The sequence below is a fragment of the Pseudomonas sp. NFACC16-2 genome (assembly GCF_900119205.1).
GTDB classification, from domain to species: domain Bacteria; phylum Pseudomonadota; class Gammaproteobacteria; order Pseudomonadales; family Pseudomonadaceae; genus Aquipseudomonas; species Aquipseudomonas fluorescens_Q.
This window is the reverse complement of sequence record NZ_FPIX01000006.1, coordinates 161,746-180,661: the sequence shown is the minus strand read 5'-3', so window position 1 is coordinate 180,661 and position 18,916 is coordinate 161,746. Positions and strand designations below refer to the sequence as shown.

General features: G+C 61.6%; 18 protein-coding genes. 14 read left to right on the top strand and 4 right to left on the bottom strand.

Translation table 11 applies throughout. The features are described from left to right. Positions 1-163 precede the first annotated feature (163 nt). Positions 164-3,010, bottom strand: a complete 2,847-nt coding sequence (rapA, locus tag BT116_RS08110; RefSeq protein WP_072342053.1) for an RNA polymerase-associated protein RapA — start codon at positions 3,008-3,010, stop codon at positions 164-166. 228 nt (positions 3,011-3,238) lie between these two features. Between rapA and BT116_RS08105 the strand changes: the two genes are divergently transcribed. The 3 genes from BT116_RS08105 (at position 3,239) to ccoM (ending at position 4,097) form a co-directional block, all read left to right on the top strand. After that, on the top strand, positions 3,239-3,580 hold the full coding sequence (locus BT116_RS08105) for an aspartate-semialdehyde dehydrogenase (protein ID WP_072342050.1): 342 nt from the start codon (positions 3,239-3,241) through the stop codon (positions 3,578-3,580). A gap of 94 nt (positions 3,581-3,674) precedes the next feature. Further along, positions 3,675-3,836 (top strand): hypothetical protein, encoded by a 162-nt coding sequence (locus tag BT116_RS31015; protein WP_003198631.1) that lies wholly within the window; start codon positions 3,675-3,677, stop codon positions 3,834-3,836. Positions 3,837-3,980: 144 nt separating this feature from the next. Beyond that, on the top strand, positions 3,981-4,097 hold the full coding sequence (gene ccoM, locus BT116_RS31570) for a cytochrome c oxidase subunit CcoM (RefSeq protein ID WP_025212288.1): 117 nt from the start codon (positions 3,981-3,983) through the stop codon (positions 4,095-4,097). 253 nt (positions 4,098-4,350) lie between these two features. Here the strand turns inward: ccoM and BT116_RS08100 are convergent, their stop codons facing one another. Next, positions 4,351-5,826: an inorganic phosphate transporter gene (locus tag BT116_RS08100; RefSeq protein WP_072342047.1), complete on the bottom strand. Its 1,476-nt coding sequence runs from the start codon at positions 5,824-5,826 to the stop codon at positions 4,351-4,353. 366 nt (positions 5,827-6,192) lie between these two features. Continuing rightward, complete coding sequence (locus BT116_RS08095; protein ID WP_003198635.1) at positions 6,193-6,393, bottom strand: hypothetical protein; 201 nt, start codon at positions 6,391-6,393, stop codon at positions 6,193-6,195. A 577-nt stretch (positions 6,394-6,970) separates the two neighbouring features. On the opposite strand from BT116_RS08095, the gene pcaR reads away from it, so the two are divergent. The 11 genes from pcaR to pcaC all read left to right on the top strand — a co-directional run bounded on the left by pcaR (position 6,971) and on the right by pcaC (position 17,979). After that, positions 6,971-7,813: a pca regulon transcriptional regulator PcaR gene (pcaR, locus tag BT116_RS08090; protein ID WP_072342044.1), complete on the top strand. Its 843-nt coding sequence runs from the start codon at positions 6,971-6,973 to the stop codon at positions 7,811-7,813. 140 nt (positions 7,814-7,953) lie between these two features. Beyond that, a complete protein-coding gene (locus BT116_RS08085; RefSeq protein ID WP_072342041.1) occupies positions 7,954-9,300 on the top strand; it encodes a 4-hydroxybenzoate transporter PcaK in 1,347 nt (448 codons plus the stop codon). Positions 9,301-9,607: 307 nt separating this feature from the next. After that, positions 9,608-10,468 (top strand): CoA transferase subunit A, encoded by an 861-nt coding sequence (locus tag BT116_RS08080; RefSeq protein WP_018610924.1) that lies wholly within the window; start codon positions 9,608-9,610, stop codon positions 10,466-10,468. After that, positions 10,465-11,244, top strand: coding sequence for a CoA-transferase subunit beta (locus BT116_RS08075; protein WP_053182625.1), 780 nt, complete (start codon positions 10,465-10,467; stop codon positions 11,242-11,244). The genes BT116_RS08080 and BT116_RS08075 overlap by 4 nt, the downstream gene beginning before the upstream one ends. Further along, positions 11,241-12,446 carry a 3-oxoadipyl-CoA thiolase gene (pcaF, locus tag BT116_RS08070; RefSeq protein WP_170845984.1) on the top strand — a complete coding sequence of 402 codons (1,206 nt, stop codon included), beginning with the start codon at positions 11,241-11,243 and terminating at the stop codon, positions 12,444-12,446. Before BT116_RS08075 ends, pcaF begins: the two co-directional genes overlap by 4 nt. Before the next feature lie 37 nt (positions 12,447-12,483). Further along, positions 12,484-13,188 (top strand): protocatechuate 3,4-dioxygenase subunit beta, encoded by a 705-nt coding sequence (gene pcaH / locus BT116_RS08065; RefSeq protein ID WP_072342033.1) that lies wholly within the window; start codon positions 12,484-12,486, stop codon positions 13,186-13,188. Position 13,189: 1 nt separating this feature from the next. Next, positions 13,190-13,756, top strand: a complete 567-nt coding sequence (gene pcaG / locus BT116_RS08060; RefSeq protein ID WP_072342030.1) for a protocatechuate 3,4-dioxygenase subunit alpha — start codon at positions 13,190-13,192, stop codon at positions 13,754-13,756. A 258-nt stretch (positions 13,757-14,014) separates the two neighbouring features. Continuing rightward, a complete protein-coding gene (locus BT116_RS08055; protein WP_072342027.1) occupies positions 14,015-15,313 on the top strand; it encodes an MFS family transporter in 1,299 nt (432 codons plus the stop codon). Positions 15,314-15,398: 85 nt separating this feature from the next. Next, positions 15,399-16,763, top strand: a complete 1,365-nt coding sequence (locus BT116_RS08050) for a 3-carboxy-cis,cis-muconate cycloisomerase (protein WP_072342024.1) — start codon at positions 15,399-15,401, stop codon at positions 16,761-16,763. Positions 16,764-16,775: 12 nt separating this feature from the next. Then, on the top strand, positions 16,776-17,576 hold the full coding sequence (pcaD, locus tag BT116_RS08045) for a 3-oxoadipate enol-lactonase (RefSeq protein ID WP_072342021.1): 801 nt from the start codon (positions 16,776-16,778) through the stop codon (positions 17,574-17,576). A 10-nt stretch (positions 17,577-17,586) separates the two neighbouring features. Beyond that, positions 17,587-17,979, top strand: a complete 393-nt coding sequence (gene pcaC / locus BT116_RS08040; RefSeq protein WP_014336968.1) for a 4-carboxymuconolactone decarboxylase — start codon at positions 17,587-17,589, stop codon at positions 17,977-17,979. Between the two features lie 205 nt (positions 17,980-18,184). Here pcaC and BT116_RS08035 read toward each other — a convergent pair. Further along, positions 18,185-18,916, bottom strand: a 732-nt coding sequence (locus tag BT116_RS08035; protein WP_139271880.1) for an OprD family outer membrane porin, incomplete at its 5' end; no start/stop codon positions are given.

Here is an 18,916-nt window from a genome sequence, read left to right as displayed (position 1 = left end):
CTGACTATCGCGGCGCATGATGGATTCTGGGGCTGCTGCGCAACCCAGCGGGGATAAATCCCCTCGCCACAGTTGACCATGTCCTGGCCAGGCATTTCTGTGTTTGGCATGTTCACAAAAAGGCCCGCATCGCTGCGGGCCTTTTTTCGGACTACTGCGGCAATCAGCCCGCCACCAACACCCGAATCGCCTCCAAACGCAGCGCCGCCTTCTCAAGCATCGCCAGCCCTTGCTCGCGCTGTTGGCGCAGGGCTACCAGTTCGCTGTCGCGCACGGTCGGGTTGACTGCTTGCAGGGCGGTCAGGCGTGCCAATTCCTCGTCGGTATCGGCGGCCAGGCGGCGCTGGGCCTCGGCCACGCGTTCGGCGTGGCGCGGGGCGATCTTCTCTTCGCCGGCGTTGATCCGCGGCGTCAGTTGGTCGCGCTGGGCCTGGATGAACTTGTTGGCGCTGGCGCGTGGCACGCTTTCGAGCTGGTCGTTCAAGGTTTCGAACGAAACCCGGGCGGCCAGGTCGTTGCCGTTGGCGTCAAGCAGGCAGCGCAGGGCGGCCGGCGGCAGGTAGCGGCCCAGTTGCAGCGAACGCGGGGCCACTACTTCACTGACGTAGAGCAGTTCCAGCAACACGGTGCCGGGCTTGAGGGCCTTGTTCTTGATCAACGCCACGGCGGTGTTGCCCATGGAACCGGACAACACCAGGTCCATGCCGCCTTGCACCATCGGGTGCTCCCAGGTGATGAACTGCATGTCTTCGCGCGACAGCGCCTGGTTGCGGTCGTAGGTGATGGTCACGCCTTCGTCGTCGCCCAGCGGGAAGCTGGCGTCGAGCATTTTTTCGCTCGGCTTGAGGATCAGCGCGTTTTCCGAATGATCCTCGCTGTCGATACCAAAGGCGTCGAACAGGGTTTCCATGTAGATCGGCAAGGCGAACTGGTCGTCTTGCTCGAGAATGGCTTCCACCAGCGCATCGCCTTCACCGGCGCCGCCGGAGTTGAGCTCCAGCAAACGGTCTCGACCGGTGTGCAGCTCGGCCTCCAGGCGCTCGCGTTCGGTGCGGGCTTCGTCGATCAGCGCTTGCCACTGGCCATCGTCGGCTTCTTCCAGCAATGGCAGCAGGCGCGGGCCGAACTGATGCTGCAAGGCGTTGCCAGTCGGGCAGGTGTTGAGGAAGGCATTCAGGGCTTCGTGATACCACTGGAACAGCCGCGCCTGTGGGCTGGTTTCCAGGTACGGCGCGTGCAGCTCGATGGTGTGCTTCTGGCCGATCCGGTCCAGACGGCCGATACGTTGTTCGAGCAGATCCGGGTGCGCTGGCAGATCGAACAGCACCAGGTGATGGGCGAACTGGAAGTTGCGCCCCTCACTGCCGATTTCCGAGCAGATCAGCACCTGGGCACCAAACTCTTCGTCGGCGAAATAGGCCGCCGCGCGGTCGCGCTCCAGGATGTTCATGCCTTCGTGGAACACCGTGGCCGGAATGCCGGAACGTACGCGCAGGGCGTCTTCCAGGTCCATGGCGGTTTCGGCGTGGGCACAGATCACCAGTACTTTGGTGCGCTTGAGCATCTTCAGGGTGTCGATCAGCCACTCGACCCGCGGGTCGAAACGCCACCAGCGTTCTTCTTCGCTGGCGTCCGGCTGGGCTTGGAAGCTGACTTCCGGGTACAGCTCGGGGTGATCGCCCAGCGGCAATTCGAGGTATTCGGCCGGGCACGGCAGCGGATAGGCGTGCAACTTGCGCTCCGGGAAACCCTGCACGGCGGCGCGGGTGTTGCGAAACAGCACGCGGCCAGTGCCGTGGCGGTCCAGCAGTTCACGCACCAGGCGGGCACTGGCTTCGACATCGCCATCATTGACGGCGGTCAGCAAGGCTTCGCCTTCGTTACCCAGGAAGCCGTGGATGGTCTTGTGGGCTTCGGGCGAGAGGCGGCCTTTGTCCAGCAGCTCCTGCACGGCTTCGGCCACCGGGCGATAGTTTTCGCTCTCGGCACGGAAGGCCTTGAGGTCGTGGAAGCGATTCGGGTCCAACAGGCGCAGGCGAGCAAAGTGGCTGTCCTGGCCCAGTTGTTCCGGGGTCGCGGTCAGCAGCAGCACGCCCGGGATCGTCTCGGCGAGTTGCTCGACCAACGCGTACTGCGGGCTGACCTGATCTTCGTGCCACACCAGGTGATGGGCCTCGTCGACCACCATCAGGTCCCAGCCGGCGGCGAACAGCGCGTCCTGGGCCTTCTCGTCGTCCACCAGCCACTCCAGCGCCACCAGGGCCAGTTGAGTGTCTTCGAACGGGTTGCTGGCATCGCTTTCGATGAAGCGTTCTTCGTCGAACAGCGCGACTTGCAGGTTGAAACGTCGACGCATTTCCACCAGCCACTGGTGCTGGAGGTTTTCCGGCACCAGGATCAGGACGCGGTTGGCGCGGCCGGACAGCAGTTGACGATGGATGACCAGGCCGGCCTCGATGGTCTTGCCCAGGCCCACTTCGTCCGCCAGCAACACCCGCGGCGCAATGCGGTCGGCTACTTCACGGGCAATGTGCAATTGGTGGGCGATAGGCTGGGCACGGACGCCGCCCAGGCCCCAAAGCGAAGACTGCAACTGGCGGCTGGTGTGTTCCAGGGTGTGGTAGCGCAGGGAGAACCAGGCCAATGGGTCGATCTGGCCGGCGAACAGACGGTCGCTCGCCAGGCGGAACTGGATAAAGTTCGACAGTTGGGTTTCCGGCAGGGTGACGACTTCGTTCTGTCCGTTGAGGCCGTGGTAGACCAGCAGCCCATCGATGTCATCGACTTCGCGCACGGTCATTTTCCAGCCTTCGAAGTGAGTGATCACATCGCCCGGCGAAAACCGTACACGGGTGAGCGGCGCGTTCCGTAGCGCGTACTGGCGAGTGTCGCCAGTGGCCGGATAGAGCACGGTCAACAAGCGGCCGTCCTGTGCCAGAACGGTGCCTAAACCCAGCTCGGCTTCGCTGTCACTGATCCAGCGTTGCCCCGGTTGATACTGCTGCGCCATGCTGCCTGACTCCCGCCTTGAAAAAGCCGGTTATCTTAACGGAAGGATCCCTCAGACCAAAGGATTTACGTACGTTGATTAGTGAGCGACGCACGGAACTTACGCTTGCCCAGCGATCAAACAAGCTCGACCCCGGGGATCACTGCAATGCCAACTGGGTCACAAGTTTCAGACCGGCGGTTCAAGCTGCCACTTTCCCAGCCGACAACCTGAAGACAGGAGACCTTTATGTTGCCACCCATGCTCCCTTTGAGCGCCGTACCTATCACCGCTCAACAGGATCCGGTTCGCCAGCGACCGGACATACCGCCCGTGGTCCCGGTGCAGCAAAGCTCCAACGAAAGCACCATCGACCTGCAGAACCGCGACCCGGAAGAGGCCGCGCTGCTGTTGCGCGAGGAACAGCGTCGCCGGCAGGAGCGCGACAAGCGCCACCGCGAGGCCAATGAAGATTCTGAAGAACACCTGGCCGTGCCGGGTACCGAACTCAACGCCGACAACACCGTGCCGGTGGTGCCGCTGATAGACGAAGAGTCGCGCCAGGGCTTGTGGGTCGATATCCAGATCTGATTCAGGCGTTTGCCGACGTACGCAGGCTGGTCAACGCCGTCAACACCCCGCATCATGGGCGCATCCGCAATTCACTGCACGATGCCCACACGCCATGAGCCAAGACGACAAGCTGATCGACCTCAGTGCCGAGCGCGCCAAGCGCGTTCACGACCTCAACGAAAAGCGCCTCAATGAAGTCCGCCAGGCTTTCGAGCAGGCCATGCCGTTGGGCAAGCCCAAGAAAAAGTCGAAAAACAAACCGAAAAAGCGCTGAACCCCCTCGATCCATTGATGCAGATCAGTTATTTCCCCACCTTTTCGCCCCGTTGCGGGCGTTATTGACCCCGGTCAATTTTCATCCAGGCCTGATTGGTTAACTTGAACCCATCGCAACAGGGGCAAGACCAGGAGGCCAGTCATGTTTTTCGATAATGTGGTGTTTGCCGGGGTGTTGACGGTCGGCCTCATGTTCGTATTTTTCGCAGGCTTTGGATTATTCATCTGGAAAGACGCACACAAGCGGAAAAAACCGTAGGTCTTTCCGGCTAAAACGAGCACGCAAGGCATTTTGGGCGACTTCGGTCGCCCTTTTTTTTGGCCAAATTTTCCCTGTTCCACACAAGACCATTGTGGGAGCGAGCTTGCTCGCGATAGCGGTATTCCAGGCGCCATTGATATTGACTGACCTGACGCTATCGCGAGCAAGCTCGCTCCCACAGGGGTAGGTGTTTTAAGCATAAAAAAAGGTGCGACCCGTCAGGATCGCACCTTTTTTGTGGCTGCGGGAATCAGCTGCCCAAGGCCTTGGACGCCAACCAGAACAGCCCGGCCGACAGCGCCACCGTTGCTGGCAGGGTCAGCACCCAGGCCAGCAGGATGTTGCGCACGGTGCCACCTTGCAGGCCGCTCTTGTTCGCGACCATGGTACCGGCCACGCCCGAGGACAGTACGTGGGTGGTGGAAACCGGCAGGCTGAAGATGTTCGCCATGCCGATCATGCATGCGGTGGTGATTTGCGCCGACATGCCCTGGGCGTAGGTCATGCCTTGCTTGCCGATCTTCTCGCCGATGGTCAGTACCACACGCTTCCAGCCCACCATGGTGCCCAGGCCCAGTGCCAGGGCGACCGCCAGGATCACCCAGAATGGGGCGTACTCGGTGGTGCCGGTCAGGTCCTTGCGCAGTTTGTTCAGGTCGTCCTTCTCACGGGCTGCCAGGTCTGGCAGTTTGCCAACCTTCTTCGCCGTGTCGTCCAGGCAGAGCAAGTAACGACGCACTTCGATACGGCTTTCCGACGGCAGCGAATGGTAGTCAGCCACGCCCTTGAGGGTGTTGAGCAGGGCATCGATGGTGGGTTCGGTCTGCTGCGGGTTGCAACGGAATTTTTCCGGCAGATCGCCTTCCACGCTCTTGCCCAGCGCCAGGAATTCACCCAGGGATGCGCTGTTGCGCTGGTAGAACTGGCTCAGGTGCAGGGTCGCGTCGCGGGTCCGCTCGATCTGATACGTGGTGCTGCTCAGGTCGAGCACGAACTGCGAAGGCACGATCCCGATCAGCACCAGCATGATCAGGCCGATACCTTTCTGGCCATCGTTGGAGCCGTGGACGAAGCTGACGGCCATGGCCGAGATCACCAGTACCAGGCGATTCCAGAACGGCGGGTGCTTCTTGTCATCGATCTTGCGGCGCTGTTCCGGTGTCTTGTGCATCTTCGACAGCGGACGCCACCATTTCAGACCAATCAACACCAGGGCGGCGATCAGGAAACCGGCCATGGGCGAGAACACCAGGGAGGCGCCGATATCGATCGCCTTCTGCCAGTTCACCCCGTCGGCCAACGGGATATCGTTGATCAGCGCATTGGCCAGGCCCACGCCGAGGATCGAACCGATCAACGTGTGGGAACTGGACGCCGGGATACCGAAGTACCAGGTGCCCAGGTTCCAGGTAATGGCCGCTGCGAGCAGCGAAAACACCATGGCGAGCCCGTGTCCGGTATTCACATTGATCAGCAGCTCTACGGGCAGCAAGTGAACGATGGCGTACGCCACCCCCACACCACCCAGCAGCACGCCGAGGAAATTGAACACACCGGAAAAGAACACCGCCAGATGAGGCGGCATGGCTTTGGTGTAGATAACAGTGGCAACCGCGTTAGCGGTGTCATGAAAGCCGTTGATGAACTCGAAGGCGAGGACAAAAGCCAGGGCGAGCAAGAGGCTCACAAGCACCCAAGCATCCAGTCCGCTGAATAAATCGATCATGAAGGTTTTCTGACCCGGTCATAAGGGGGCGCGATTATGCCAGAAAACCATGGCAATCGATGCATTGCCTGCTCATCGGCAACATTCTTCAACGAAATAATTTGTAGGAATGCCTCTGGCGCGAGGTTTTCCGTGGGGCGCGTAACCCTTTGATTCAGGGGCGCAAAGCGTCCTGGAACCTGACCGCCGCCCCCTGTAGAGCACTTCGAGCGGTTGTATGAAATATCTGAAAAGAAGGTCGGCCATGAGCCTTTCCCGGCCGTCGGGCGGGAGCGGATGGCGGCCCGCTCATGGCGGGCGTGCGCTGCGGTTTCCGGCCTGGATGGCGGCCGGAGACCTCTTCACAAGAACATCAGGCCCAGCGCGTCACTGCTCTTCGGCTTTGAGTTCTTTTTCCATTTTCTGGAGTTCCTGGGTGAAGGCCTGGTCCTGAACGGTGGCGCGCTTACGCCAGGGTTTGCGTTCCGGTTCAGGTTGTGCGGCGTAGGTGGTGATTTCCCCGCCGTAAACTTCCTTGTAACGTTGTTCCTGGCGCTCAAGTTCCGCGCGCAGTTCGTCTTTCGTCACAGTTGTACCTAATTAATTGAAATTGAATCTGGTGATACGCACTGCATGCAGACATGCAGACGGCCACGGCACCAGAGCTGACAGCTGACGTAGCATCAGGGCTTCGTGTTGTTGCCAATACAGGGGAAGCGACCTAAAGGTGCTTCGGGCGCCAGGGTATTACCAAGGTGCCTGCGTACGGGAGCGGTCGATTGGCCGTACCGTCGCTGAGTTGCATTATAGCGGTCCAGCTGAATAACACTATCGGGAAATATTTAAAGGGGCCTGTTGTTGTGTGAATCGATGTTTGTATGTGCAAACTTGTGTCAATCAGGTTTCAGAAGATGCTTGCTAGTGCCGATATCCTGATGCCGTTCAAGGCGACAAGTTCAATATCGCCCGCGCCTTCACGTCAAATCGCTTGTCACTCTCGCTCAACTTGTTATCGGGCGTTCGACGGCTGTCGAACTCATGATACCGGGCAGGATTGCGATTATCGGTTGCTGGTTCGATAATCGAACACTGTTGGCGGTCTGGCCCTTGTCTGTCCGTCGGACAGCCGCTTGTAATAGCCGTCATTCCCGGGGAAGGACCAGACATGAACGACCAATTGCGCAATGCTTTCACTTCAGTCGCGCCACCGATCGTCGCCTCGCCGGCCAAGCGGATCCAGGCCCTGACCGGCGATCCTGATTTCATGACGTCCCTGGCCCGCGGGTTGGCCGTGGTCCAGGCTTTCCAGGAGCGCAAGCGGCACCTGACCATTGCCCAGATCAGCCATCGTACGGAAATCCCTCGCGCCGCCGTCAGACGTTGCCTGCATACCTTGATCAAGCTTGGCTACGCCACCACAGATGGACGGACCTATTCGCTGCTGCCCAAAGTGCTGACCCTGGGGCACGCCTATCTGTCCTCGACGCCGCTGGCCGTTTCTGCCCAGCCGTACCTGGACCGCATGAGCGAGCAATTGCACGAAGCCTGCAACATGGCGACGCTCGAAGGCGACGACATCCTCTATATCGCCCGATCAGCCACCACCCAGCGCCTGATTTCGGTCGATCTGTCGGTCGGCGGGCGTCTCCCAGCCTATTGCACTTCGATGGGCAGGATTCTCCTGGCGGCCCTGGATGATGCTTCGCTGAGCGACTACCTGGACCATGCCGACCTGCAAGCCAAGACCAGCCGCACCTTGCACACCCCCGAGGCATTGCTTGAATGCCTGGAACAGGTGCGGCAGCAAGGCTGGTGCATCGTCGACCAGGAACTGGAACAGGGCCTGCGTTCGATTGCCGTGCCAGTGTACGACGCTTCCGGTCAAGTGGTGGCCGCGCTCAACGTCAGCACCCATGCCGGGCGGGTCAGCCGCAATGAGCTGGAACAGCGCTTCCTGCCAGGCCTGCTGGGGGCTAGCCGCGACTTGAGCGCGCAGCTGTTCACTTAAGCTGTTCGATAAACGCACAGAGTCGGCGGCGATGAATTGACGGTATTTGCCTGCCCTCATTAATGTCGCGCAGCGTCATCCGGCGTGTTTCGCCGGTCCCTGATCGTTCGCCTGCGTTTATCACGTGGAATAAAAATAAAATGAACCAGCCCCAGACCTCCGTAGGCAACTGCCTCGATGTGCAGTCCTTCATCAATGCCCAACCTATTTCGCGCTATCAGTGGCGGGTGGTGATTCTCTGTTTCCTGATTGTTTTCCTCGACGGCCTTGATACAGCGGCCATGGGCTTCATCGCCCCGGCGCTGTCCCAGGATTGGGGCATCGATCGCGCCAGCCTCGGCCCGGTGATGAGCGCCGCGCTGATCGGCATGGTGTTTGGCGCGCTGGGTTCAGGGCCGCTGGCTGACCGCTTCGGGCGAAAAGTCGTACTGGTGGGCGCGGTCCTGCTGTTCGGCGCGTTCAGCCTGGCCTCGGCCTACAGCACCAATGTCGATCAATTGTTGGTATTGCGTTTCCTGACCGGCCTGGGATTGGGCGCGGGGATGCCGAACGCCACCACGTTGCTCTCGGAATACACCCCTGAACGCAAGAAATCCCTGTTGGTGACCAGCATGTTCTGTGGCTTCAACTTGGGCATGGCCGGCGGTGGGTTCATCTCCGCCAAGCTGATACCGGCGTTCGGTTGGCATAGCCTGCTGCTGATTGGTGGGATCCTGCCGTTGATCCTGGCGGTCGTGTTGCTGTTCTGGCTGCCGGAGTCGGCGCGTTACTTGGTGGTGCGCAATCGCGGCACCGACAAGGTGCGCAAGACCCTGGCACCGATCGAACCGAACACGGTGGCCCAAGCGGCGAGCTTCAGTGTGCCGGAACAGAAAACCGTGAAAGCCCGCAATGTGCTGGCGGTGATTTTCTCCGGTACCTACAGCGCTGGCACCTTGCTTCTGTGGTTGACCTATTTCATGGGCCTGGTGATCGTCTACCTGTTGACCAGTTGGCTGCCGACCCTGATGCGCGACAGCGGCGCGAGCATGGAGCAGGCAGCGTTTATCGGTGCGCTGTTCCAATTCGGCGGCGTGTTGAGCGCTGTCGGGGTGGGTTGGGCGATGGACCGGTTCAATCCGCACAAGGTCATCGGCCTTTTCTACCTGATGGCGGGGGTGTTTGCCTACGCGGTGGGGCAGAGCCTGGGCAACATCACCTTGCTCGCCACCCTGGTGCTGGTGGCGGGCATGTGTGTCAACGGCGCGCAATCGGCGATGCCTTCGCTGGCGGCGCGTTTCTACCCGACCCAGGGCCGTGCCACCGGTGTGTCCTGGATGTTGGGCATCGGTCGTTTCGGCGCGATTCTCGGCGCCTGGATGGGCGCGACCCTGTTGGGCCTGGGCTGGAACTTCGAACAGGTCCTGACCGCGCTGGTGATCCCGGCGGCCCTGGCGACCACGGCGGTGGTGATCAAAGGCATGGTCAGCCATGCGGATGCCACCTGAAACCCCGAACCTACACCCCTGTGGCGAGGGAGCTTGCTCCCGCTGGGCTGCGTAGCAGCCCCAAAAACAGGGCCGCTTCGCGCTGGAACGCCAGCCCGGCCCAGCGGGAGCAAGCTCCCTCGCCACGGTTCTCGTTTTCGCGGTGTGGATAAATCGATAGCTAAACAACAATCCGTTCGATAAACGAACACTCAGTCGATTATCGGATTGTTTGGCTTTTCCCACAGGCTTAATCTTCAGTCACTTCGGCGCTTAACCTCGCGCCTTTTTCTTCATGTCGGTCTACTGGAAAACGGGAGCCTGCCCCATGGCTGAAATCCTTTCGCTGCACGACGCGGTGAAGCAATTCGTCAACGACGGCGATACCGTCGCGCTCGAAGGCTTCACTCACCTGATTCCTACGGCGGCGGGTCATGAAATCATTCGTCAGGGAAAGAAAGATCTGACCTTGGTGCGCATGACACCTGACCTGATCTATGACCAGTTGATCGGCGCCGGTTGTGCTCGCAAGTTGATTTTCTCCTGGGGCGGCAACCCTGGCGTAGGGTCGTTGCACCGCTTGCGCGATGCCGTGGAGAAACAATGGCCGCACCCGCTGGAGATCGAGGAACACAGCCACGCCGACCTGGCCAACGCCTACGTTGCCGGCGCCTCCGGCCTGCCGTTCGCGGTGCTGCGGGCCTACGCCGGTTCCGACCTGCCGAAGGTCAACCCGCTGATCAAGAGCGTGACCTGTCCCTTCACCGGTGAAGTACTGGCCGCTGTACCTTCGGTGCGCCCGGACATCACGGTGATCCACGCCCAGAAAGCCGACCGCAAGGGCAACGTGCTGCTGTGGGGCATTCTCGGTGTGCAGAAAGAAGCCGCCCTGGCCGCCAAGCGTTGCATCGTCACCGTGGAAGAAATTGTCGACGACCTGAATGCACCGATGAACGCCTGCGTGCTGCCGACCTGGGCGTTGAGCGCGGTGTGCCACGTACCGGGCGGTGCGCATCCGTCCTACGCCCACGGTTATACCGAGCGTGACAACCGTTTCTACCAGGCGTGGGATCCGATCGCCCGGGACCGTGAGACCTTTACCGCATGGATCAACGAATACATCCATGGCACTAAAGACTTTAGTGAATTCCAGGCCAGACTGGCAGCCGCTTCGCAGGTGAAACCATGACCTACTCCACCAACGAAATGATGACCGTCGCCGCGGCGCGTCGCTTGAAGAACAATGCCGTATGCTTCGTTGGCATCGGCCTGCCGTCGAAAGCGGCCAACCTGGCGCGGTTGACCTCGTCGCCGGACGTCGTGCTGATCTACGAATCAGGCCCGATCGGTGCCAAACCCAGCGTGCTGCCGCTGTCCATCGGCGACGGTGAGCTGGCGGAAACCGCCGATACCGTCGTGCCGACCGGTGAGATTTTCCGCTACTGGCTGCAGGGCGGGCGTATCGATGTCGGGTTCCTGGGGGCAGCCCAAGTCGACCGGTTCGGTAACATCAACACCACGGTGGTGGGCGATTACCATCAGCCCAAGGTCCGTCTGCCCGGTGCCGGTGGCGCGCCGGAGATCGCCGGTTCGGCCAAGAGCGTGCTGATCATCCTCAAGCAGTCGGCGCGTTCGTTTGTCGACAAGCTGGATTTCATCACCTCGGTCGGTCACGGCGAAGGCGGTGATTCCCGCAAGCGCCTGGGCCTGCCGGGCGCCGGTCCAGTGGGCATCATCACCGACCTGTGCATCATGGAGCCGGAAGCCGGCAGCCATGAATTCGTGGTCACCGCGCTGCACCCCGGTGTGACCCGCGAGCAGGTCATTGCGGCCACCGGGTGGGCGATCCGTTTCGCCGACCAGGTGCAAACCACCGCCGAGCCGACCGAAGTGGAGCTGCGCGCACTGCGTGATCTCGAAGCTCGCACTGCGGCGGCCCACGGCCAGGCACCGGGAGAAGCCTGATGCGCGACGTGTATATCTGTGATGCGATTCGAACCCCTATCGGCCGGTTCGGCGGCAGTTTGTCCGCCGTGCGCGCCGATGACCTGGCGGCTGTGCCGATCAAGGCGCTGATGGAACGCAACCCATCGGTGGACTGGAGCGCGGTGGACGAAGTGTTTCTCGGCTGCGCCAACCAGGCCGGCGAAGACAACCGCAACGTGGCGCGCATGGCGCTGCTGTTGGCGGGCCTGCCGGACAGCATTCCCGGTGTGACCCTCAACCGTCTATGCGCCTCGGGCATGGACGCCATCGGCACGGCGTTCCGAGCCATCGCCAGCGGTGAGATGGAACTGGCCATCGCCGGTGGGGTGGAGTCGATGTCCCGTGCGCCGTTCGTGATGGGCAAGGCCGACGCGGCGTTTTCCCGCAGCATGAAGCTGGAAGACACCACCATCGGCTGGCGTTTCATCAACCCATTGATGAAGGCCCAGTACGGGGTGGATGCGATGCCGCAGACCGCTGATAACGTGGCTGATGACTACGCCGTGTCCCGCGCCGACCAGGACGCTTTCGCCTTGCGCAGCCAACAGCGCACGGCGGCGGCCCAGGCGGCGGGTTTTTTCGCCGAAGAAATCGTTCCGGTGCGCATCGCCCATAAGAAAGGCGAAACCGTGGTTGAGCAGGACGAGCACCCACGCGCCGACACCACGCTGGAGACCTTGGGCAAACTCAAGCCGGTCAACGGCCCGGACAAGACCGTCACCGCCGGCAACGCGTCGGGGGTCAACGACGGTGCGGCCGCATTGATCCTGGCCTCGGCCGAAGCGGTGGAAAAGCATGGCCTGACGCCTCGCGGCAAAGTGCTGGGCATGGCCAGTGCTGGCGTCGCGCCACGGGTGATGGGCATCGGCCCGGTACCTGCGGTGCGCAAACTCACTGAGCGCCTGGGCCTGTCGGTCGCCGATTTCGACGTGATCGAACTCAATGAAGCGTTTGCCAGCCAGGGGCTGGCGGTGCTGCGTGATCTGGGGCTGGCGGACGATGCGCCGCAGGTCAACCCGAACGGCGGCGCCATTGCCCTCGGCCATCCGTTGGGCATGAGTGGGGCGCGTTTGGTGATGACGGCGCTGCATCAGCTGGAAAAGACCGGCGGCAAGAAAGGCCTGGCGACCATGTGTGTCGGCGTCGGCCAGGGTCTGGCATTGGCCATCGAACGCGTCTGACGCGTCGCTCCACTAATAAGAAATCGAGGAATGCTTCATGACTGACAAGCCTGGTTATCGTCGCCCTCAAGCGGGCACCCAGCCGGAGTATCTGCACCCGCCGTACCAGTCCACCAACCTGCGCTCGCCGTCCAAGCCGTTGGTGTTCCTGCCGCATTCGTTGTCGGAAATCACCGGCCCGACTGTCGGCGCCGACCGCTTGCAGGAAAAGGACCACGACCTGACCGCCCAGCATGCCGGCGAGCCACTGGGTGAACGGATCATCATTCACGGGCGCGTGCTGGATGAGCACGGCCAGCCGGTACCGGGCATCCTGGTGGAAATCTGGCAGGCCAACGCCGCCGGTCGCTACAACCATGATCGTGACAACCATGACGCGCCGCTGGACCCGAATTTCACCGGCACCGGTCGCACCGTCACCGACGCCGATGGCTGGTATCAGTTCCAGACCATCAAGCCCGGCGCCTATCCGTGGGGCAACCACCACAACGCCTGGCGTCCGGCGCATATCCATTTCTCACTGTTCGGGCCGAGCATTCTGACGCGCCTGGTGACGCAGATGTACTTCCCTGGCGATCCGTTGCTGGAATACGACCCGATCTACAACTGCGTGCCGGACACGAGTGCCAAGGAACGCCTGATCGCCCGTTTCGACCTGGAAAAAACTGTCCCTCACTACGCCCTCGGTTACCGCTGGGACATCGTCTTGCGCGGCCGCGATGCCACGCCGATGGAGAAATAAGATGACGCTCACCGCCACCACGTCCCACACCGTTGGCCCGTACTACCACATCGGCCTGACCTGGCTGAACCGCGAAGACCTGACCGTCGCCGAAACCCTCGGCCAACGCGTGGCGATCACCGGGCAGGTGGTCGACGGCAACGGCCAGTTCGTCAACGACGCGATGCTGGAAGTCTGGCAGGCCAACGCCGCCGGCAAATACGCCCACCCGGAAGACGACCAGGACAAACCCCTGGACCCGCATTTCGAAGGTTTCGGCCGGGTGCCGGTGGACGCCGAAGGGCGTTTTCGCTTCACCACCATCAAGCCGGGCACTGTGCCGGGATTGAGTGGCACGACCCAGGCACCGCACCTGGTGGTGTTGGTATTCGCGCGCGGGCTGGTCAAGCATTTGCTGACGCGCATCTACTTCGATGGCGAACAGGCCAATGAAACCGACCCGCTGCTGGCCTGCGTGCCCGAAGAACGTCGCGGCACAATCGTGGCCAAGCCTGATGCGTCGGGCGTGTACCAGTGGAACGTGATCCTTCAGGGCACGGATGCCGAGACGGTGTTCTTCGATTACTGAATGTTGACAGGCGATGATCGTTCCCACGCTCCGCGTGGGAATGCTGCCCGTGACGCTCTGCGTCACATCCAGAGCCGAACGCAGAGCGTCCGTTGAGGCATTCCCACGCAGAGCGTGGGAACGATCATCGTCCTTGTGGGAGCGAGCTTGCTCGCGATGGCGTCAATACAGGCGCTGTCGCTTCAACGTCTGTTTGTGGAACGGGTCTGTTACGAAGTGTGTCTAGACTTTGTCCATTCCCCAACGAGTGAATAATCCATGGCCACCCCCATCATCAGCCACTACACCGGTGAAGAACGCAGCAAGCGCATCTTCGCCATCGTCGGTGCTTCATCCGGCAACCTGGTCGAATGGTTTGACTTCTATGTCTATGCGTTCTGCGCAATTTATTTCGCCCCGGCGTTCTTCCCGTCCGACAACCCCACGGTGCAACTGGTCAACACGGCCGGTGTATTCGCCGCCGGGTTCCTGATGCGGCCCATCGGCGGCTGGATTTTCGGTCGGGTGGCGGACCGGCACGGGCGCAAGAATTCGATGATGATCTCGGTGCTGATGATGTGTTTCGGCTCGTTGCTCATCGCCTGCCTGCCCACCTACAAGGACATCGGCGTCTGGGCGCCGGTGCTGCTATTGTTCGCGCGCCTGCTGCAAGGCTTGTCGGTGGGCGGCGAGTACGGCACCACCGCCACCTACATGAGCGAAGTCGCCCTCAAGGGCCAGCGCGGATTTTTTGCCTCGTTCCAGTACGTGACGCTGATCGGTGGGCAACTGCTGGCGGTGTCGCTGGTGGTGATCCTGCAACAGTTTCTCAACGAAGATGAACTGCGTGCCTACGGCTGGCGGATCCCGTTCGTGGTCGGCGCCGTGGCTGCGTTGATTTCCCTGTTCCTGCGACGCTCCCTGAAGGAAACCAGCAGCAAGGAAATGCGCGAAAACAAGGACGCTGGCAGCATCGCGGCGCTGTTTCGCGACCACAAGGCGGCGTTCATCACCGTGCTGGGCTACACCGCCGGCGGTTCATTGATTTTCTATACCTTCACCACCTACATGCAGAAATACCTGGTGAACACCGCCGGCCTGCACGCCAAGACCGCCAGCTACATCATGACCGGCGCGCTGTTCCTGTATATGTGCATGCAGCCGTTGTTCGGCATGCTGGCGGACAAGATCGGCCGACGCAATTCCATGCTCTGGTTCGGTGGCCTGGGGGCGTTGTGCACCGTGCCGATCCTACTCACCCTCAAAAGCATCAGCAGCCCGTTCCTGGCGTTTATCCTGATCACGTTGGCGCTGGCGATCGTCAGTTTCTACACCTCCATCAGCGGCCTGGTGAAAGCGGAAATGTTTCCACCCGAAGTGCGGGCGCTGGGGGTAGGGTTGGCGTATGCGGTGGCGAATGCGATTTTTGGCGGCTCGGCGGAGTACGTTGCCTTGAGCCTGAAGGCCCAGGGCATGGAGAACGTTTTTTACTGGTATGTCACGGTGATGATGGTGGTGGCGTTCCTGTTCAGCCTGCGCCTGCCCAAGCAGCCGGCGTATTTGCACCATGACCTTTGAACCCACCTGATCATTCAAGGTTTGTTTGAGTCACTGGGGCCACAGCAATCCTGATCACAAGGCATCCACTTCCCAAGGACTGTTTATGAGCGAACGACCGGGCAATCAACTATTCGATGCCTACTTCACCGCCCGCGACATGCGCGAGGTGTTCTGCGATGCGGGCCGGGTCCAGGCCATGCTTGACGTCGAAGCCGCCTTGGCCCGGGCCGAGGCGCGGGTCGGGGTGATTCCGCAAAGTGCCGTGGCGCCGATCGAGCAGGCTTGTCGTGCGCAGCTGTACGATTTTTCGGCACTGAGCGAAGCGATCGCCAGCGCTGGCAATTCGGCTATCCCGCTGGTCAAGGCGTTGGGCAAGCGCATCGCCGCCGAGGATGCCGAAGCTGAGCGCTACGTGCACCTGGGCGCCACCAGCCAGGACGTGATGGACAGCGGGCTGGTGCTGCAACTGCGCCTGGCCTTGGGGCTGATCGAAGGCGAGCTGGCGCAGTTGGCCGCCACCCTGGCCCGACAAGCCGAACACTACGCCGCCACGCCGCTGGCCGGACGCACCTGGCTGCAGCACGCCACGCCGGTGACCCTGGGTATGAAGATCGCTGGTTGGCTGGGAGCGATCACCCGCAGTCGCCAACGTTTGAAAGAACTCAAGCCGCGCTTGCTGGTGCTGCAGTTTGGCGGTGCTTGCGGCACCCTCGCGGCCTTGGGTGAACACGCCTTGCCCATCGCCGAAGCCTTGGCCGCCGAATTGCAACTGAACCTGCCCGAGCAGCCGTGGCACACCCAGCGCGATCGCCTGGTGGAGTTTGGTTCAGTGCTGGGCCTGATCGCCGGCAGTCTGGGCAAACTCGGCCGTGATATCAGCCTGTTGATGCAGACCGAGGCCGGCGAAGCGTTCGAGCCCTCGGCGCCGGGCAAGGGCGGTTCGTCCACCATGCCGCACAAGCGCAACCCGGTGGGTGCGGCAGTGCTGATCGGCGCGGCGACGCGCGTGCCTGGCTTGTTGTCGACGCTGTTCAGCGCCATGCCCCAGGAACACGAGCGCAGCCTGGGCCTGTGGCACGCCGAATGGGAAACCTTGCCGGAGATCTGTTGCTTGGTGTCCGGGGCCTTGCAGCAGGCGCGGCTGCTGGCCGAAGGGTTGGAAGTGGACGCGGCGCGCATGGCCCGCAACCTCGAACTGACCCAGGGGCTGGTGCTGGCCGAAGCGGTGAGCATCGTCCTGGCCCAGCGTGTGGGACGCGACGCGGCGCACCATCTGCTGGAGCAATGCTGCAAGCGCGCCGTGGCTGAACAACGGCATTTGCGTGATGTGCTGGGGGATGAACCTCAGGTCACTGCGCAGCTATCCGCGACCGAGCTTGATCATCTGCTCGACCCGGCGCACTACCTCGGACAAGCCCAGACCTGGGTCGCCCGGGCCGTGGCCGAACACCTTGCCTTGAACGCCTGAAAGGAGATTGTTGTGGGATTCGTCAAACTCGCCGAGGGCGATCTGAACTATCGTTTTGATGGGCCGCAAGACGCCCCTGTGCTGGTGCTCTCCAATTCCCTGGGCACTGATCTGCACATGTGGGACGAGCAGGTCGCGGCCTTCAGCGAACACTTTCGCGTGCTGCGCTTCGACACCCGCGGCCATGGCCAGTCGCTGGTCACGGAAGGGCCGTACAGCATCGAACAACTGGGTCGCGATGTGCTGGCGATGCTTGATCAGTTGAACCTCGACAAGGTGCATTTCTGCGGCTTGTCCATGGGCGGGTTGATCGGCCAATGGCTGGGAATCAACGCCGGCGAGCGCCTGTACAAACTGGTGGTGTGCAACACCGCGGCCAAGATCGGCGATCCGTCGGTGTGGAACCCGCGCATCGAAACCGTGCTGCGCGACGGCAAGGCAGCGATGGTAGCGTTGCGCGATGCCTCGATTGCCCGTTGGTTTACCCCCGACTTTGCTGAAGCGCAGCCTGCGACGGCAAAAAAAATCACCGACATGCTCGCCGCCACTTCGCCCCAGGGTTATGCGGCCAACTGTGCGGCGGTGCGTGATGCCGATTTTCGCGAGCAGTTGTCGTCGATTCGCGTGCCGCTGCTGGTGATCGCCGGCACCGAAGATGCCGTGACACCGCCGTCGGGTGGGCACTTTATCCAGGAGCGGGTCAGTGGGGCCGAGTACGCCGAGTTCCATGCCGCGCACCTGTCCAACGTCCAGGCCGGCGCTGCGTTCAGCACCCGGGTACTGGATTTCCTGCTTGATTCCAGCCGCGCCTGAGGAGTTTTTTGTGGACGAGAAACAACGTTACGACGAAGGCATGCAAGTACGCCGCGCGGTGCTGGGCGACGCCCACGTCGATCGCAGCCTCAATGCCCTGACCGAGTTCAACAGCGAGTTCCAGGAGATGATCACCCGCCACGCCTGGGGCGACATCTGGACCCGTCCGGGCCTGCCGCGCCATACCCGTAGCCTGATTACCATCGCCATGCTGATCGGCATGAACCGCAACGAAGAACTCAAACTGCACCTGCGCGCCGCTGCCAACAACGGCGTGAGCCGCAGCGAGATCAAGGAAGTGATCATGCAGAGCGCTATCTACTGCGGCATCCCGGCGGCCAACGCCACTTTTCATCTGGCCGAGTCGGTGTGGGACGAACTGGGCGTCGAATCGCGCGCTTAAGGGATTACCTCATTTCCTGTGGGAGCGAGCTTGCTCGCGATAGCGGTGGGTCAGTTGGCGATGATGTTGGATGTGCCAAAGTCATCGCGAGCAAGCTCCCACACGGGATCTTCAGTGAGCACTGATTTTGTGCGCGGCACCGATTCCCTGTGGGAGCGAGCCTGCTCGCGATGACGGTGGTACAGCCTCCATCCATGTTTGGTTTTTACAGCAGGCTGAGCGGATAGCTGATGATCAACCGGTTTTCATCGAACTCATTGGTGCTGTAATCCCGACGCATCGTCGAGTTACGCCACTTCACATTCAGGCTCTTCAGCGCACCGCTCTGTACGGTATAAGCCAGCTCACTTTCGCGGCCCCATTCCTTGCCGTCGTCAACGGTGGCGGTGTGCACGTTGTCGCCGCTGATGTAGCGGTTCATCAACGTCAGGCCCGGCACGCCGACGGCGGCGAAGTTGAAGTCGTGGCGCACTTGCCAGGATTTTTCCTTGGCGTTGTCGTAGCTGGAGTTGTAGCTGTCGTTGGCCAGGGTGCCGCCGCTGGTGCCGTTGACGCGCATCCAGGCATCATCGCCGCCGACTTTCTGCAGGCCGACATAAAAGGTGTTGCCACCGTACTTGGCCGAGAGCATGGCGAACGCGGTTTTGTTGTCCAGGTCGCCGGCCAACGCGCTGCCGTTTTCCTTGCCGGTGAAGTAGCCGAGGTTGGCACCCAGGGTCCAGTCGCCGATGGGCTGGCTGTGGGTCAGGTTGAAATATTGTTGCTGGTAGATGTCGGACAGTTCCGCGTACCACACGCCGACCTGGGTGCGTTTTTCGTTGAAGGCGTATTCACCGCCGCCGAAGTTGAAACGGTCGGAGGTGAACGCGCCGCGCCCGTTCATCGACATGTCTTCCATGCTCGCGTCGTTGCGCGGGCTGTTGGCGCGGAACTGGCC